Source organism: Pedobacter sp. KBS0701, assembly GCF_005938645.2.
Taxonomy (GTDB): domain Bacteria; phylum Bacteroidota; class Bacteroidia; order Sphingobacteriales; family Sphingobacteriaceae; genus Pedobacter.
On sequence record NZ_CP042171.1, the window covers coordinates 1341298 to 1358930 of the forward strand.

Below are 17633 nucleotides of genomic sequence, written 5' to 3' on the forward strand. Positions count from 1 at the left end.
GATTAATGAAAGGTATTAAATCATCAATTTTTACAATAAAAAACCCGCAGTGCTTAATTGGCGAGTAATACTTTGTAGATGCGTCATTCCTAAATGATTGGGGATCTTAATGCTTAGTGGTATTTTCTATTTGCACTAAGATTCCCACCTTCACGGGAATGACGCAACATAAAAATAATTTTATTTATAGACCTATTTAGGCGCTACCGTAATCGATTGGATAATAGTCCGCTTCTTTTTATCGACTGTTTTTATCGCTTTAAATACGAAATAAATATCATGATTTTTTCCGTCCGAAATCATATTGACAGGCACACTTTTTCTAAAAGTAGATTTCCCGATCATAATGCCTTTACTATCGTCCAATCTGATTTCGATTTCGCCATCCGATCCAGAATCAAGGTTCAGGAAAGAAAATTCAAATCCAGAAATACCGGTTAAATCAACATTTTTAACGGCTATCCAGCCGTTATCACTGGTGAGAATGAGTTTCTCCCCGCCATAAATATCTTTACGCTCAAAGCCTCCAAAATCGTTAATGTCGTCTGCATTAATTACATTACTTCTCAGGTTGATCACTTTTGTTGTGGTTAACGTTTTTTTTAATGCTGTACCTCCTGCGTCTGTATAAGTTGCCTTTAGTGTTAAAACTGATTTCTTCTTATCAGTAGCAGCTGTTGGAATGATTTTGCCTGCAGTTGGAAGTGATGCTTTAACCGCTTCTTTATTACCTAAAGTCATAATCCACTCCGTAATTTTTTTAACTTCAGCTTCTTTCATCGCGGTGTGTGCAGGCATTGGTACTTCTCCCCACACGCCATGGCTACCGCCAATCACCTTTGAAGCCAGGTAATCAACCGCTTTAGGGTCGTTTTTATATTTTGCTGCAATTTTATCAAAAGCCGGCCCAATAGAAACTGCCGATTCTTTATGGCAGGTGCTACAATCAGATTTCAACATCAGTGCTTTACCAATGATGGTTTGTGCTGCCTGCTGATGACCCAATTGTGCGCCAGCCAAATCGGTTCCTTCTGTATAAGTATTTGAAATATATATGCGGTTATTGTTCACTTTAGCACCTTTATCGCTTACTAAAACTTTATAATCAACTGGTTTATTGGGAAAGTAAAAGCTCTTGTTTCCAGCTAAGTCTATAGTTACAGTTGGGTGTTCGTTCCCTGCATATACCGGTATCACCTGGCTTTTTGCCGAAGCTTTATTATTGTCTATTACGGTGACACTTACCGGATATTCGCCTGCTTTAGCGAAAGTATACTGTAGCGTTGGCCTGGTGGTGGTTTTGGTAATGCCTTTTCCCAGGTTCCATATATAGGTTAAAGGATCTCCATCAGGATCTTTAGCGGTAACTGTTGCCGTCATTTTATAAGGCAATAAACCACTCGTTTTCGCAATGTTCAGGCTTTCAACCAAGGGTGGGCGGTTACCTTTCATGTAGTCTATTCTGGTAATTGCAGCATCAGGGTTTTTGGTGAACCAGCCTTTACCGTACTCCAGGATATACAATTTTCCATCGGGACCCAATTCCATGTCAATAGGTGCTGCTAAAGAAACATTAGACATAAAGGGCTCCATGCTTACATAATCACCTTGTGCATTCATGGTTACCGCTTTAACCCAACCACGTACCCATTCATAAATAATCAGCTTCCCGTTATAATAAGCTGGGTAAGGTGAATTTGCTGAGGCATAGTACACCGGACCGGCCATTGCTGTTCGGCCACCTGCACCAACCTGTGGGAATTCTTTCGATTCTCCGTAAGGATACCAGATATAAGCAGGTTGTGCCGGCGGCAGTTGCTCTAAACCGGTGTTGTTTGGCGAATTATTGATCGGTTTTGCCGGATCAAATGCATTTCCATTTGCGCCATTGGTATAATCGTAAGCTTTATAAGGATAATTATTGCCAATAAATAAGGGCCAGCCAAAATTACCTGCTTTACGGGCCTGATTTACTTCGTCATAACCTCTGGGACCTCTCAAATCGTCATCGTCCGGTGCATCAGGTCCAACCTCGCCCCAGTATAAGAAGTTGGTTTTTTGATCTACAGAAATGCGGTAAGGGTTTCTGTTACCCATTATATAAATTTCAGGTTTGGTTTTCGGATTGTCTTTAGGGAAAAGGTTACCGTCCGGGATACTGTAAGTCCCATCTTCATTTACCTTGATTCTAAGTATTTTTCCCCTCAAATCGTTCGTATTACCAGCGGATCTCCTGGAGTCGTATTGTTCAAATCCCTTTCTATTGTCGAGCGGGGCATAGCCTTTGTTTACATATTGCTGTTTTGGAGCATCAAATGGGGTAGAGTTATCACCTGTTGATACATATAGCAGGTTATCTGATCCAAAAGCAATAGATCCTCCGGTGTGACAGCATATTTCGCGCTGAGAATAGAATTCCAGCACAATTTTTTCCGATTCTTTTACAATCTGATCGTTAACCAATTTAAATCTGGATAACCGGTTGACAGATTTATCAAATGGACTGTAAAAAAGATAGATGTATTTATTTACAGCAAATTTTGGATCTGCGGCCATACCCAATAAACCTTCTTCTGCATTTACATTAGGGGTGCTGGTTTTAAAATAAACATCTAGTTTACCCGCTTCTTTAATTTTTTTAGTCTGATTTTTATAAATCAATACCTCACCCCTGCGTTGGGCAACTAAAATATCCAGGTTTGGAAGTATCGTCATTTCAGTAGGTTCTGTAAATTCTCCTTGTGCAAGGGTAACCTTCACAAAGCGGTCCTGGTCTGGTGTGTCTATTTTATGTTTTGGAAAAAAATCGAAAGTTTTGCTTTCGTACACGTTTTTGTTCAATGTTGTTGCCGATATAAATACAAATGCAATGGCAGATAACAGAAGGGTAAAGGTTGTTTTCATTTATTTGGTTGAATGATTTTTAATAAATATAGGATATACTTTTATAGCCTTAAGTATTGTATCAAAATTTATGCGAAAAATAGCGGAATATATATTCGTTATCGATTGGTAAAATCATGAAATGATGGCTATTACAATGCTTGCTTAAAATTAGCCATCATACTAAAAATCAGGTCATATCATCAAAATATTATTCCTCAAAATCTGTATGGTTAGGTTCATGTTTAAAATCGTACAACCATAAGTTGTTTTTAATGCTATTTTTTTGTCAGTTTATTGTCATTGTCATTTTAATCTGTAACTTACCAAAATGGGCGATAAAGTAAATTTGATTCTTGGGATAGTTTCCCTTTTAGGTGGTTTTAGCGTTTTCTTTGTAATTTTTAGCGAAAAAAAGGGTTAGTTCAATTTTTAAATACTTTTTCAATGAGAAACTTCTTTCCATGAAGGTTTATTTTGATGATTAGCTATAATTGAGCATTCAAGTGAAGACTGGATTTATTGTCTGGTATTCTATTAATCCTTTTATTATTTAGGATAGTTGGACTATGCACTTATAAACGTAAACCAACAACCTGTTGTATGCCAATCGGGTCTTCGATACCGGTAAGACATTGCTTGTTGTATCGGTTTTTAAATTCAACTCTTGATTATTAGTGCTAACCATTGCTTGGTCTATTGATCTGTTATAGAAATTTAATTAATCGCTAAACTTTTTTTGTTTTTTGTATGTTTATTGAGTAAAATCTAAATAAAAATGCAAGGAACAGTAAAATTTTATAATGAATCTAAAGGTTTTGGTTTCATTATAACAGAAAACGGAGAAGAAATTTTTGTTCACGCTACAGGCTTAACTGATAAAATAAATCAGAATGATCGGGTGGCATTTGAGGTTGCTCAAGGTAAAAAAGGTCCTAGTGCGGTTAATGTGAAATTGATTTAATATTCCGATGAGATTAGGTACAGTAAAATTTTATAATCAAAAAGAAGGCGTTGGCAGTATTACACCATCAAATGGCGGAAGAGAGCTAAGTGTTTTTGCTCATGGTGTAGTCGATCCAATAAAATCCAATAATATTGTTCAGTTTGATATTGAATTTACGTCAAATGGTATTGAGGCCACTAAGGTAATTGTGCTATCTGCATAGATCAGTATTCTCGAATATCTTTTTATCCTATTATCATTTAATTATGTAAGCAAAAGAATGATGCTGATTTAACGATTCAATTCTTTAATCTGTATTACAGAAAGCATTTATCATTATAATAATTTATTTTAGCAGCTTGTAAGCAAATCAGATGAATTTGATCTTACAAATTGTTTATCCTTAAATTTTTATGATACAGCTAGAGCCTATCAAAGGTTTTTTTCGAAGAGAACGTGCGTTGCAGGCAATCTACCCCATGCGCATGTTGATTGTACGCGATGGAAATGGCTTTTTATGCATGAATTCTGGCGATTACACTTTGTTAAAAGGCAGGATTTTTTTTATTCCTGAAGAAGGCCTCGTTAGGCTTGATGGCGAAATTACTTCAGGTTATTGGTTGAGTTTTAGTAGTTTATTGTACGCAGAGTTTTTACTTCAGCACTTAGATCCGAAGGCTAAGAATCTCTTTTTAAATTTATCTTTCAGAGATCTTGATTCACACAAATCGACTAAAACTTATAGTTTACTCGATCAGCTAAAAAGAGAAATCAATGATAAAAAAGATATGCCCTTTTTAGCCCAGTACTTATCTTTATTTCTGGGTTATACAGCTGGTTTAGATGGCTATCTGGCTGCCTTAACTTTAGATGATTTACAGCAGGTATTGAGATTCAGGGCAATTTTAGAACAATTTTACAGGCAAGAAAGATCCATTCAATTTTACGCAGAAGGTATGGGGATGAGTGCTGGTAAACTAAATAGATTTTTAGATCGGGTGCTTGGAAAAAGCCTGACAGTGCTTATAAAAGATCGCATTATGCGCGAAGCGGAAGAATTATTGCTCAATAGCGATTATACAATTGATGAAATAGCTGAACTATTGGGCTTTGAACAAACTACTAATTTTAATAAGAGTTTTAGACGTCACAAGGGCATGTCTGTATTAAGATTCAGCCGCCTGGCCTAAATTCAATGAAAAATTGGTGCGTCTGCCAAAGAAATTTCATCAGCTTGATTTCATCTCTTCTAGAAGACAGGTATTCCAGACCTCACCACATTAATTGTTTTTGCGCCTAACGCGTAAAGCTTTGCTTACTGCATCTATTTTATCAGCCGCACCAATTTTACCTCCGCTAAAGTATTAAATCTTAACCTAAACAAGAAAAAATATTCCTAAAAATGCTACCTAATTGTATTTTAGCATTTACAGTTATGCGTCTGCCTTAGTTTTTCATGACTAAAATAAAAATGTAATCTGGTATTTATAGTTTATTCGCAATTGAAGTGTTACCCAACTGGCGTGCAGGTGTACCCTTCAGTAAGGGGATACGAGGAAGAGAAGCGTAAAAGCGAAAGACGGGAACACACGTGTTATTTATTGCAGGCTGAGCGCTCCAAATTTTAAGTATGGGTGTCGAATAGTAATAGATAATATTGCAGATGACAGGAAATGTAGGTGCTGTGGTTCCTGGCGTTTTGCAGTCCCGCTTTTTGTTTCAAGTCCTCGCTGCGCTGTGGGCTTTACATTGCAATCGGGTTTATGAACAAAGGTTCTGTACCTTGCATACCCTAAAAATTAAATGCTGCATTGTCCATTAGCCCCGGCTGGTGTGTTACCTTGCAGCAACGAGGTACGAGGCAGCGAAGCATAAAAGCGAAAGACGGGAGCACTACTTGTTATTTAGTACAGGGTACGCATTCCAGATCGTTGGTATTTGACAGGAGCTATGTTACAGATTCTTTGCTACAGCATGGAATGACAATCTGCTCATTAATTTTCAAACAAATAACCACTATAAGCCAGTCCTTTGGCTACACTTTTAAAATTATCGCCAGAGTTTAGCGGAATATGCGGGAATTTAGTTTTAAACAAGTTTTGGACTGCCGAAACCATTGATGTTCCTCCGGTTAAAAACAAACAGTCTATATCTCCCGGGTTGATTTTGTATGTTTCCATAAACTGATCCAGGTAAGTATCGATTTTGTTGATGTCTTTTTCGATGATGGAATTATACTGTTCGAGCGAAATATTTTCATCAATCTCAATTTCCATATTGTTATAGTGGAAAGTAGAAACGAGTTGGTCAGAAAGTTCAATTTTTGTTTTCTCTATTGATCTGAACAAAGAATAACCCAGGTTATTTTCGATCAAGGTAATCAGGTTTTTGAATTTCGGATCGTTTCCAGAGTAATAATAATATTCCTCTATCTCTTTCTGAATTTTTAAGCCGTTAAAAAAGTTCATTTTATCCCAGGTGCAGATATTTGCAAAAAGCGACTTGGGAACATTTAAAACCTTGCCGGGTGTGGCCTCGTACATGGTGTTTTTTCCAAAATACGGTGTGCCTCTATCCCACATAAATGCAGAATCAAGACTATCGCCACCAATATAAATTCCACCAGAAGCAATCATATCATTTTTACGGTCTTTACTGCCAACCTTATCTGGATCGAGAATAAGGTAAGTGAAATCTGTTGTTCCTCCACCCAGATCGGCTACTAAAACACGCTCTTTCTTAGTAATGTTTTTTTCGTAGGCAAACGCAGCTCCAATAGGTTCAAACTGAAATCGGACATCGGTAAAACCAGCACTTTCTGCTGCCTTTTTTAACCTGGTTTGTGCCAGTGTATCTTTCATTGTATTATCATCATCAAAGAAAACCGGGCGGCCTATTATGGCCTTGTGACATTCTTCACCAATAATCTGATCAGCCTTCATTTTTAAGTCTTTAAGAATTAAGGTTACCAGATCTGAAGCTGTATATCTTTTATTATGAATACGGGTTTCGGTAAAAGTAGTTCTCGAGAGGATTTGTTTGATAGATTTGATAAAGCGGCCTTTCATACCATCGCTTAAATAAGCATCTATTGCTTTTTCGCCAACGATATGACTTTCGCCATCCACAAGACTTTTTACTTCTGTAAAATAAATCAATGAAGGGATAGAAATCGTGTCTACAATTTCTTTCTTTTCTTCATCATAAATAGAAAGTGCCGAATTGGTTGTTCCAAAATCGATTCCGTATAAAAACTTACTCATGGTTTGCTATGCTGTGGTTGTCGGCTAAAATGGGGTTGCGAAAGTATTAAAAAAAAGCGAGGCCTGAAAGCTTTTTAAGGTTAAAATATCCCTTGTATATAAAACCTTATTCGCTATATTTAAAAAAACATTCACGCTTTAAATTAATCACAGTTGAAAACTACTATACCCTTTTTACTGGGCTTGATTTTCCAGCTTTTTTGTATCAACACTGTTTCTTTAGCTCAAAAAAATATACCCGATACCGTAAAGACAGGGATTTATGTTACGAGCATCCATGATATTGATTTTAAAGATAAAGAATATACCATTAATTTCTGGCTTTGGCTAAAGTATAAAAACAAGGAATTTAATTTTGCTGATAACCTGGAGATACCACAGGCCAAAACGGTCAGCAAATCATTTTCAACTATAGATAGCAGTGGTAATGAAGTATATATGCTAATGAAGTTGCAGTGTGTAATGAAAGATTCCTGGTCGATCAATAATTTTCCATTCGACCATCAATTGCTGAGGCTTTCTGTAGAAAATTCACAATTTGATTCGGCAGCCCTGGTATTTGTTCCTGATACTTTAGGTAAGCAGTTTGATCCCCGGTTTACCCTACGCGGGTGGAATATCGACAGTTTAAAAACTTCTACAGCCAATAAAATTTATGAAACGGCTTTTGGCGATCCAGGCATAAAAGTGCCAAGAACAGAATATAGTAGTTATAAGGTGAGGATAGGGATTAGCAGAGATGCTTTTGGCCTGTTCTGGAAAATGTTTTTAGGCATGTATGTTGCTTTTTTTATTGCATATATGTGCTTTTATATCCACGCAGACAGCATCGACTCGCGCTTTGGGCTAAGTGTAGGCTCTCTTTTTGCTGTAATTGGTAATAAATACATTATTGATGGTTCGCTCCCTGAATCGACTACTTTTACCCTGGTAGATACTTTGCACGGAATTACCCTAGTATTTATTCTGATCGTTATCATCTTAACAGCCTTTTCTTTAAAATTGATCAAAAGAGGAGAGGAGAAAAAAGCCGAAAGGTTTGATCGGTTTTTCTCCTTATCTCTTTTAACCGTTTATCTTCTTGTCAATATTTTCTTTATTTTAAAGGCAATAAATACTTAGGTTATTTAAAATAACTCACTAGTACCCAAATGCGCATTTACAATGCGGGTAATCTGCTGGCCGAGTTCTTTGGCATTGCCAATACCTACGCTTTTAAGCGCCGCCAGTTGGTCGGTGGTTCTGGGCATTTTTTCGGCAATAGAAAGTAATGCTAAATCAGACAGTACAGCATAATCCTGAGTGCCACGTTGCCGGGCTATTGTTTTGCGCCATTCAACCAGGTTTTTATAAACCTGAGGATTGGAAATCTCTTTTGGCTTAATGCTGGATTTAATCGGTTTTTTCTCTGGTTGTTTATTGCCAGCGGCATGCAAGGTATTGATATAATCTTTGATCGAAAAGGGGTTCCATGAAATCTTAAATAAATCCAGCTTGATCTGGAGTGCATCTTTACAGTCGTTTAAAACAGTAAGGAGTTTGTCAGAGTGTGTATCATTATAAAAGTTGATGGCCACAATTTTTGCCGTTAAGGCAATGAGCTGTTCCAGTTTTGGAATGAAATAATCTGACGCTTTCTGCAAACGTTCCATAAAAGCACTTTCATTTGCAGGATTTTCATTGGTACTTATTTTCGAGAACTCCTTTGTAATGAAATTTCTGGCTACTTTAAAGATCTCATGTTGAAAGATCTGGTTTCCCTGTTCGTAAATAGATAAAAAAGCATTTTTCTCATCTTTATCGATCAGTTTGGAGCGCCCGAGTTTTTCCCAATCTTTGGCAATCAGCGAAAAATCCAGAAGCTCACGGATCAATCCCCACGCATATTGCTGCGTATAACGTGCCAGCAAATCAGCGGTAGGTTTATCCTGGTGAGCCGCTTTTGTGAAACTGATCACTTTGGCGTCGGTAATGATATTTTCGTTAACCACAGGCGATTTTAGGATAAGCCCTTCCAGGCTTCTGCAACGGCTCAGTGCTACGTAAGCCTGTCCATGGGTAAATGCGGTGCTCACATCAACTATTGCCTGATCGAAGGTTAATCCCTGGCTTTTGTGCACGGTAATGGCCCAGGCCAGTTTAAATGGATATTGCGAGAAGGATCCGGTACTGGTTTCGTCGATTTTATTTTCTTCGTCACTCAGGCTATATTTAACATTTTGCCAGATTTCTTTTTCTACTTCGATTTCCCTGCCACCGTTAGTGAAAGTTACTTTTATCGAATCTTGACTGATTGCGGTAATTTTTGCGGCTTTTCCGTTGTAGAATAGCTTTTTACCGGAAGAATCATTTTTAATAAAGATGACCTGTGCACCCAGCTTTAGCTGAAGTTTTTCATCGGTAGGATAGGCATCTTTAGGGAAATCACCACTTACCTCCGCATTGAATTCGAAAATTTCTCCGGGCAATTTTTCTAAACAGCCCTGGTTAATTTCATTAACCAGTTGGTTGTGTGTGGTGAGCGTGATGTAATCATCTTTCCATTCCTGATCTAAAGATGGATCGTAACGTTCATTCAATTTGGCAAGAAGGCCGGCATCGAGACTGTTTTCCCGCATCCCGTTCAAAATATCGAGAAATGTGGGGTCTGATTGACGGTAAACTTTATCTAAGGTGAACGTAAGCATTGGCGTAGACCTGAAAATCAGGCTATCGAAAAAGTAGGGGCTGGAATAATAACTACCCAGGATATGCCAGGCATCGTGAAAAATAGGAGAGAGTTGGTACAGATCACCGATCATTAACACCTGAACGCCACCAAAAGGACGGTTAGAGCCTTTAACACGCTTTAAAGTACGGTCTACAAAGTCAATCAGATCAACCCTAACCATACTAATCTCATCAATGATCAATAAATCAAGGCAGCGTAAGAGTCTTGTTTTTTCGTCTGAATATTTAAAATTACTTTCAGCGTTTTCATCAACAACCGGAACCAGGGGGCCGAAAGGAATTTGAAAAAAGGAGTGGAGCGTTACGCCACCAGCATTTATTGCCGCAACAGCGGTAGGTGCAACAATGGCAAAATTCTTTTTTGTGGTATCCCTAATCTTGCGTAGCAGGGTAGTTTTACCGGTTCCAGCTTTACCGGTTAAAAAAACAGGCTGATTGGTGGTGGCTAAAAAATCCAGAAGAAGTTGGTTGTCCGGGTCGGGCGTATTCATATCAATTACAAAATTAACCTATTCGAAATTGATTTGAGGGCAGGTAAGCAGGCGTTTTATCAACATTTTTTAATCGGAAACGAGGCTCAATAAAATGAAAATTAAAATTAAGCGCTTGAAAATGAGTTTATATTCTTTCTTTTTATAAAAAATGGTTAAAACATTTTCCTAATTTCAATTCAAATTTGTAACATTGCACTCGCAAAAAAGGAATACCTTTTTTCCGGGCCTATAGCTCAGCTGGTTAGAGTAGAAGACTCATAATCTTTTGGTCCCTGGTTCGAGCCCAGGTGGGCCCACTGAAAAAAACCGTCAAACGAAGAAATTCGGTGACGGTTTTTTGTTTTTCTGGGGGCCGATTACCAATTGGTTTATTTGATAGTAATTGGCAATGATGCAGAAGTTAAGCCATCTGCTGTTGCTGTTATGATTACTTTACCTGGTTTATTTTTAGCACCAATAATTGCCAGGGCCAAGCCATTGAATGCTTTACGATGATCGGCTTTGAACGATTCGTGGCTGGTTTGGCTTCCATTATCAACACCTGCCAGGAAGCTATCCGCTCCTGATAATTTGAATTTGACATCATTATCAGCATTCGGGACCATTATGCCATTCTTATCTACAATTTTAACCGTGATAAAAGAAAGATCATGATCGTTTGAACGTATGATGCTCCTGTCTGCACTTAATTCTATCCTGGCAGGTGGACCTGCAGTTTTAACTTCGGTAGTTAACACCACTTTGCCATTTTTGCGCGATATGGCTTTTAAGGTACCCGGCTCATAGTTTACTTTCCAGGCAATGTGCAGATCGTCGCCCTGTTTTGATTTTGTACCTAATGATTTGCCGTTCAAAAACAGTTCAACTTCATCGGCATTACTGTAATAGGCCCAAACATCAACTACTTTACCAGCTTCCCAGTTCCAGTGTGGTAATAAGTGGAGCACTGTTTTATTGGTCCATTCACCCTGGTACATATAATAAACATCCTTAGGGAATCCCGCCAGATCTACTATCCCGAAGTATGAACTGCGGGATGGCCATTGGTAAGGCCATGGTTCGCCTATATAATCGAACCCGGTCCAGATGAACTGGCCGGACAGAAAAGCATATTTTTTATATATTTTCCAGGTTTCCTCGTGGGTATGACCCCAGGGTGCCGAAATATTATCATAAGCGTTAACGGTATTATCGGCATTCATGGTCCATCTTACCTTTTTACCATTAACTACCCCGCCTCCCGGCCATCGTTTAATGGTATCGGGCGAAGTATTATAAACACCGCGGCTTTCCAGCGCCGAAGCAGTTTCGGTACCAATGAATTTTTTGCCGGGGTAGTCCTTCTGGAAAGTGGCCAGTTTATCGTTATGGTAATTGTAGCCTAACAAGTCAACAGCGCCTGATTCAACAATTTTATTGCCAGGGCCGGGTTCATTATTGCCGGTAGTGATTGGCCTTGTGGTATCCAGTTTGTGGATGATACCGGCAAGCTCACGGGCTATACGTGTCGCACTGGTATCTCTTTGCTCGGGTATTTCATTTCCAATACTCCATATCATCACCGATGGGTGATTCCTGTCGCGCAGTATCTGATCGGTCAGGTCGCGTTTGTGCCATTCATTAAAGAAAAGATGAGAATCGAACTGAGGCCTCTTATGAATCTGCCATACGTCAAATGCTTCGTCCATAATAATCAGGCCCATGCGGTCTGCAAGGTCTAAAAACGCTGGTGCGGGTGGGTTGTGGGAGGTGCGTATCGCATTAACGCCCATTTCCTTTAATATTTTAAACTGCCTTTCCAGCGCATGCACATTAAATGCAGTGCCCAGCGCGCCCAGGTCATGGTGTTGGCAAACGCCATTTATTTTCATGTAAACACCGTTCAGGCTGAAACCTTTATCTATATCAAAATTGAAATAACGGATACCAAGCGGTGTTTCATACTGATCAACCACTACATTATTCACCAATATTTTAGTTTGTACTTTATACAGGAACGGTTTGTTAACCGACCATAATACCGGGTTATTAACACCGAAATTTTGGCTTACAGTAGTAACCGTATCCTTTAAATTAACGCCGTTAAGGGTTTTGCTTGCTACTACTTTACCATTGGCATAAATGCTGCTGACAACAGTAGCAAGTTTAGTATTGCCTGCCGCGTTTTTTATGCTAACGCTCAGGTTAACATCGGCATGGCTGGCGCTTACCTTTGGTGTGGTTACAAAAGTACCCCAGTGGTTAACGGCAATTTTGTTGGTGCGTATCAGCCAAACATTGCGGTAAATGCCCGAACCGGAATACCAGCGGGAATTTGGCTGTAAAGAATTATCAGCCTTTACAGCGATCACATTTTTACCGCCATAATTTAAATATGGCGTAAGTTCATATCTGAAACTGATATAACCGTTTGGTCTGTAACCTAAATGATGGCCGTTTATCCACACATCGCTTTTTTGATAAACACCGTCAAAAGCAATATAGATTAATTTGTCTTTATCAGTTTGCGGAACGGTAAAGCTTTTACGGTACCAGCCTATACCGCCTGGTAAAGCGCCGCCTTCCACAGTAGCGGGGTTTTCTTTTTTAAATTCTCCCTCTATGCTCCAGTCATGAGGTAAATTTAATTTTCGCCAGCCGGCATCATTAAAATCAACATTTTGGCCGTTTGGTACGTCGCCCAGGTTAAAGGTCCAGTTTTGATCAAAATCCAAAACCAATCGTCCGCTTTGCGCATGCAAAGCAGGTGATAAACTGATCAGGATAAACAAGTAAAATAATTTTTTCATTTTGGTTAGAAATAATTATTAAATGTATCTATAACGTTTATTTATAACAAGTAATTCAGCGTAAATTATGTGTTATATTGGATATTGCGGTCCCTTGCTTAACCACCGTGTCCTGAGAAACAGAAATATCAATTCCGTATCGCTATGACCAAGCCAATTTGCTGATATCAAACATGTTTATAACATTTAGCTACACAGATCGGTGCTCTACACCCTAAGGGATTGTATCGTCAAGCCTTACGGATTTTCCAGATAGGCTGCCGATGTAACGTGATTATGCACGCTCCATGGTCGATGCCTCCATAGTTTCTGGCTACAGGTTTGGGTAACTGAAAATTCTGGTGAGATGAAGTTTGAAATTAATGTTGAAAAAGTTAATTTAGAGCACATTACGGATGCTTCTATCCCTTAAGAATAAACCAAATAAATGATTAATGTACATTTTGAATGTGAAATTTTAAGAGCCAGCAGGACCAGGCTATTGCAGTTAATTGAAACGAGTGATGATGAAATATTATTTAAAATTCCAGCAGGTTTTAACAATAATATAATCTGGCAAATTGGTCATTGTATCACTTCTCAACAGCGGCACATGTATATGCGTAGTGGATTACCGATGTATATCTCAAAAGAATTCATGGAATCCTTTAAAATTGGATCTTCTCCACGTTCCTGGAAAATTAATCCGAGTGTTAATGAGGTGAAACGTTTATTGATTGATACCGTTAACCACCTTGAATCCGACTTGGGATCCGGTTTATTTGTGAACTATGAGTCTTTTGAGTTACCCATCGGATTTCAAGTGAAAAATCATATCGAGGCACTACAAGCCGCTAACTATCACGAAGCAGAGCATAGTGGAAAGATTTTTACTTACTTGAATCTGTTAATTAAAGAATAATTACATCAATGACCACACGCTTTCGCCTCATTACTACGAACGATCACAGCCGTCATTATCACCTAATACCACGACAGGAAACCCGCTGCAACTGGGTTCAAATAATCTGTACGTATATTTGTGATCACTGATTTTTTCAATGTGATACGTTTTTAGTATAGGAAGCTGTTTCAAAAATCAATGATCCAACCGCGTTTATACTGAGCGCATACTTAATGTATATCTAAGCTGTGGTTCGCTTGGTAGTGACCACTTATTAATTCAGTGAGCTTTTTAGTTAACTCTATACCTCTTAAATCTTTCGCAACGATGTTTCCCTTGGGATCAATCAATAAAGAACCTGGAATTGCCAGTATTCCGTAATATGTAGCAAGTTCTCCATTCCAGGTTTTCAAGTCAACCAGCTGCGTTCAGGACATTTTTAGCGCGGCTAATGCATGTAGCCATTCATCACGACTGTCGTCCAGGGAAATGCTTAAAATGGTAAAATTTTGATCCTTAAAAGTATTGCTTTTGTTCCACCTTTATTATAGGAAACGGGCTGCGAAAAACTATACTTCGTTAAAAGCAAAAAGAATGTGAGACAAAATAATCTGAACATATTTTAATTTAAATCCGAAACTTTTATAAAGTAGGAAAATCGAATAACATGTGAAATTTTTTAACTAAAATTAACAGTATTAATAAAGGTATGCATATTGGAAGAAGTTAAAATATGATCTGTTCAAGTTGGATGCCTTTACGCCATTGTTTCAAAAAATACAATTTGTAGGTTACGCCTTAGCTTTCACGGATTTCAAAAACATGAAACCCACTACACCCGATAGGATTGAAGCCGTTAAAATCGCAAACTTCGCTTCCGAAACATGGAGCACTTCGCTAAAAGAGAGCAGGGCAATAAAAATCGACATGGTAAAACCAATTCCGGCGAGCATGCCCAAACCTAAGATGTGTTTCCAGCCTGCCCCGGTGGGTAAATCGGCCCATTTCAGTTTCACGGCAAGCCAGCTGAAAAAGGTTACACCTATAGTTTTTCCTACAAATAAACCTACGATAATGCCGAGGCCCAGAGGAGAAACCAGTCCCGTAAGCATTTCTTTTTGGAAAGCGATATTGGTATTCGCCAGTGCGAAAACCGGCATAATGAGGTAATTTACGGGGATGGTTAAAAAATGCTCCAGTTTTTCCAATGGCGATTCGATGTCTGTTTCGTTGGTGGGGATGGTGAAAGCCAGTAATACACCTGCAATGGTGGCATGTATGCCCGAGTGGTGAATGAAATACCAGAGAAATATTCCGGGGATGAGATAGAATACAAGTTTCTTTACGCCGAAATAGTTCATTAAGCTTAAAATAACGAGGATACCTCCTGCCATAGCCAGGTATACGAAATGAATCTGGTTGGTATAAAAGATTGCGATCACGAGAATGGCACCTAAATCATCCACAATGGCCAGCGCAGCCAGGAATATTTTTAAACTGGTGGGTACGCTTTTACCTAACATGGCGATAATGGCGAGGGCAAAGGCAATGTCGGTGGCCATGGGGATACCCCAGCCTCCGGCGGTTTCTGTACCTTTATTAAATACCGAATAAATTAAAGCGGGAAAAAGCATGCCGCCCAGTGCTGCAATTACAGGCAGTGCTGCACTTTTCATGGAAGAGAGTTCGCCTTCTACCAGTTCGCGTTTGATTTCGAGTCCGACTAAGAGGAAGAATATAGCCATTAAGGCATCGTTTATCCACGCTAAAATGCTGTAGCTAATGGTGCCAAAGCCGATTTTTGTGGCTAAAAAGATTTCGAAACTTTCTTTTGAAGCAGTATTGGCTATAAGTAAGGAAATGGCCACGCAGATCAATAATAAAAAACCACCTACTTGTCCGGAGCGAAAGAAACGCTGAAATACTTCTAGATTGATGAGTTTAGCCATAGGGGTAAAAATAGGAAAAATGAAGGGGGAAAGGGGAAGTTTTTGTAAGGAAATCTATTATTTTAATGGTATGGATTTAGGTTCTATTGGAAGTTATCTAATACGGTCGTCATTCCCGCGCATGCGGGAACCTTAAAGCACTGGCTATTCTTTGTCTCGTGCTCGGGCTTGCCTCGGCTACCGATGAAAAATCGGTACAGGTCCGCAGCTGCCCAGAGGCTCTTTCTTTTTTCAGTTGTGTATATATTTTTATAGGCCTTCAAGCTTGCTTCGCAGGTTGGCTTGGCCCAAAAGAAACAAAAACCCAAGGCTTGCATCTTTTCTTGTAAAAAGCTACGAAATCTTGATAGCGGCAGTATCCAAGCTCTTATCCTTGCTTACTCCACCGCTCCCGCTTGATCCTGCCTTGGGCTGTGGGGTTGTGAGGGGAGTTGCAAAGATTTTCGTGCTTTTTCCGGCGGAAATATGCTAGGACGGATAGCAGGGTACAGGTCGCATGGAGCATATTACAGGGTGCGATAATTTTTTAAGTCCTTTCCCTTTCAGTAGGAAAGGTACAGATAGGCGGATAGGGGTAAGGCACTAAGACTAATAAAAAAGCCACAGATTTTTTAAATCTGTGGCTTTTCGTTTTTTCGTCATGCTGAACTTGTTTCAGAATCTATAAGACGCTGATCCCAATGTGAAATATATTGTTGCATTAAGATCCCCGCATGCGCGAGGATGACGACCATTATTAAAACTGAAATAATTCAGCATGATGGACAAGGGTTATTAAGGCTTTTTACCAATATTTACTCTGATATTGACTTCGAAATCGCCATCGGTGTAACCGCTGATGGCTGAGGTCGCGGTATTGTAATAAGCCATAAAATATAAGGTCGATTTGTAATTCATGCCAAAACCAACCGTAGCATTTTGCGTATTGTGGTACATGGCCATTACGTACAATTTATCGTTGGCAAAATTGGCATTCAAACCCGCATCCCATAGGTTATCGAAGTTTTTAATGCCCCTGAAAACACCTTTAGGCTCCAGGCTGATTCCGTTAATACCCGATCCCAGCAAGAACTTATAACTCAAGGCAGAATAAAAGGTGGGTTTATCGGCAAAATTTAAATCATCTTTTCTGAAAACTGAACGCATATTTGGCACGGCACCCTCAACGGTTAATCCTTTCGAGGTATAAGAGATCCCGAAATCGCCATCCAGGTAATAACCCCGATCGTTAAAACGGGCGATGGATGGGTCGTTAATATCGCTGTTTCTTACACTGTTTAAATCCAGTTTATCCTGACTTGCGCCAAAAGAGATTCCGAAGTTTAACTTCTGGTCGTCATTGTTTAACGGAAGGTGATAGGCAAAGGTTCCAACGGCTTTGGTGCGCTGGATGCCACCCGATTTCTCGTTATAGATGTTTACGCCCCAACCCACTTTGTTTACCTGCTGATCTAAAGTTACGCTCTGGGTAATGGGTGCACCCGGAATATTTGACCATTGTTTGCGGAAACTGCCGTTAATGTTAAACCCTTCGTTAATACCCGCCATAGATGGGTTTACGAGGTAACGGTTCTGGAAATATTGTGCATTGAGCGGAAGGATCTGTGCTTTTACAGATCCTAAAAATAATGTGCCTGCAGCAAATAGAAACGTTACGCGACGCATTTGCTTTATGTTTTTGGTAATTGCTTTCATG

Annotated in this window: 11 protein-coding genes and 1 tRNA gene; 6 read left to right on the forward strand and 6 right to left on the reverse strand. The window is 39.2% G+C overall.

Going from position 1 to position 17633, the window contains the following annotated elements; translation table 11 throughout:
- Positions 1 to 192: 192 nt before the first annotated feature.
- A complete protein-coding gene (locus FFJ24_RS05345) occupies positions 193 to 2904 on the reverse strand; it encodes a PQQ-dependent sugar dehydrogenase (protein ID WP_138823247.1) in 2712 nt (903 codons plus the stop codon).
- Between the two features lie 757 nt (positions 2905 to 3661).
- On the opposite strand from FFJ24_RS05345, the gene FFJ24_RS05350 reads away from it, so the two are divergent.
- From FFJ24_RS05350 to FFJ24_RS05360, 3 genes are all read left to right on the forward strand, one after another.
- Entirely contained in the window at positions 3662 to 3847 is a 186-nt protein-coding gene (locus FFJ24_RS05350; RefSeq protein ID WP_138823249.1) for a cold-shock protein, read from the forward strand.
- A 7-nt stretch (positions 3848 to 3854) separates the two neighbouring features.
- Entirely contained in the window at positions 3855 to 4052 is a 198-nt protein-coding gene (locus FFJ24_RS05355) for a cold-shock protein (protein WP_138823251.1), read from the forward strand.
- Between the two features lie 190 nt (positions 4053 to 4242).
- Positions 4243 to 5019, forward strand: coding sequence for an AraC family transcriptional regulator (locus tag FFJ24_RS05360; protein ID WP_138823253.1), 777 nt, complete (start codon positions 4243 to 4245; stop codon positions 5017 to 5019).
- 804 nt (positions 5020 to 5823) lie between these two features.
- Here the strand turns inward: FFJ24_RS05360 and FFJ24_RS05365 are convergent.
- Positions 5824 to 7092, reverse strand: a complete 1269-nt coding sequence (locus FFJ24_RS05365; protein WP_138823255.1) for an Hsp70 family protein — start codon at positions 7090 to 7092, stop codon at positions 5824 to 5826.
- Between the two features lie 153 nt (positions 7093 to 7245).
- On the opposite strand from FFJ24_RS05365, the gene FFJ24_RS05370 reads away from it, so the two are divergent.
- Positions 7246 to 8214, forward strand: a complete 969-nt coding sequence (locus FFJ24_RS05370; RefSeq protein ID WP_138823257.1) for a hypothetical protein — start codon at positions 7246 to 7248, stop codon at positions 8212 to 8214.
- Between the two features lie 5 nt (positions 8215 to 8219).
- On the opposite strand, the gene FFJ24_RS05375 is transcribed toward FFJ24_RS05370, so the two are convergent.
- Positions 8220 to 10313: an HRDC domain-containing protein gene (locus FFJ24_RS05375; RefSeq protein WP_138823259.1), complete on the reverse strand. Its 2094-nt coding sequence runs from the start codon at positions 10311 to 10313 to the stop codon at positions 8220 to 8222.
- 225 nt (positions 10314 to 10538) lie between these two features.
- Here FFJ24_RS05375 and FFJ24_RS05380 point away from each other — a divergent pair.
- A tRNA-Ile gene (locus tag FFJ24_RS05380) sits at positions 10539 to 10612 on the forward strand.
- Between the two features lie 72 nt (positions 10613 to 10684).
- Here FFJ24_RS05380 and FFJ24_RS05385 read toward each other — a convergent pair.
- Complete coding sequence (locus FFJ24_RS05385; protein WP_138823261.1) at positions 10685 to 13105, reverse strand: glycoside hydrolase family 2 TIM barrel-domain containing protein; 2421 nt, start codon at positions 13103 to 13105, stop codon at positions 10685 to 10687.
- Between the two features lie 427 nt (positions 13106 to 13532).
- Here FFJ24_RS05385 and FFJ24_RS05390 point away from each other — a divergent pair, with 427 nt between their 5' ends.
- Positions 13533 to 14006, forward strand: a complete 474-nt coding sequence (locus tag FFJ24_RS05390; protein ID WP_138823263.1) for a DinB family protein — start codon at positions 13533 to 13535, stop codon at positions 14004 to 14006.
- Between the two features lie 773 nt (positions 14007 to 14779).
- On the opposite strand, the gene nhaA is transcribed toward FFJ24_RS05390, so the two are convergent.
- Both nhaA and FFJ24_RS05400 read right to left on the reverse strand, forming a co-directional pair.
- Entirely contained in the window at positions 14780 to 15937 is a 1158-nt protein-coding gene (nhaA, locus tag FFJ24_RS05395) for a Na+/H+ antiporter NhaA (protein WP_138823264.1), read from the reverse strand.
- A 774-nt stretch (positions 15938 to 16711) separates the two neighbouring features.
- Positions 16712 to 17632, reverse strand: coding sequence for a PorP/SprF family type IX secretion system membrane protein (locus FFJ24_RS05400; protein WP_138823266.1), 921 nt, complete (start codon positions 17630 to 17632; stop codon positions 16712 to 16714).
- Position 17633 lies beyond the last annotated feature (1 nt).

Bases quoted from the DNA above. Each gene is read 5' to 3' on its own strand.
- nhaA (WP_138823264.1), bottom strand. From the start codon at position 15,937: ATGGCTAAACTCATCAATCTAGAAGTATTTCAGCGTTTCTTTCGCTCC.
- FFJ24_RS05360 (WP_138823253.1), top strand. From the start codon at position 4,243: ATGATACAGCTAGAGCCTATCAAAGGTTTTTTTCGAAGAGAACGTGCG.
- FFJ24_RS05365 (WP_138823255.1), bottom strand. From the start codon at position 7,092: ATGAGTAAGTTTTTATACGGAATCGATTTTGGAACAACCAATTCGGCA.
- FFJ24_RS05385 (WP_138823261.1), bottom strand. From the start codon at position 13,105: ATGAAAAAATTATTTTACTTGTTTATCCTGATCAGTTTATCACCTGCT.
- FFJ24_RS05350 (WP_138823249.1), top strand. From the start codon at position 3,662: ATGCAAGGAACAGTAAAATTTTATAATGAATCTAAAGGTTTTGGTTTC.
- FFJ24_RS05400 (WP_138823266.1), bottom strand. From the start codon at position 17,632: ATGAAAGCAATTACCAAAAACATAAAGCAAATGCGTCGCGTAACGTTT.
- FFJ24_RS05355 (WP_138823251.1), top strand. From the start codon at position 3,855: ATGAGATTAGGTACAGTAAAATTTTATAATCAAAAAGAAGGCGTTGGC.
- FFJ24_RS05375 (WP_138823259.1), bottom strand. From the start codon at position 10,313: ATGAATACGCCCGACCCGGACAACCAACTTCTTCTGGATTTTTTAGCC.
- FFJ24_RS05390 (WP_138823263.1), top strand. From the start codon at position 13,533: ATGATTAATGTACATTTTGAATGTGAAATTTTAAGAGCCAGCAGGACC.
- FFJ24_RS05345 (WP_138823247.1), bottom strand. From the start codon at position 2,904: ATGAAAACAACCTTTACCCTTCTGTTATCTGCCATTGCATTTGTATTT.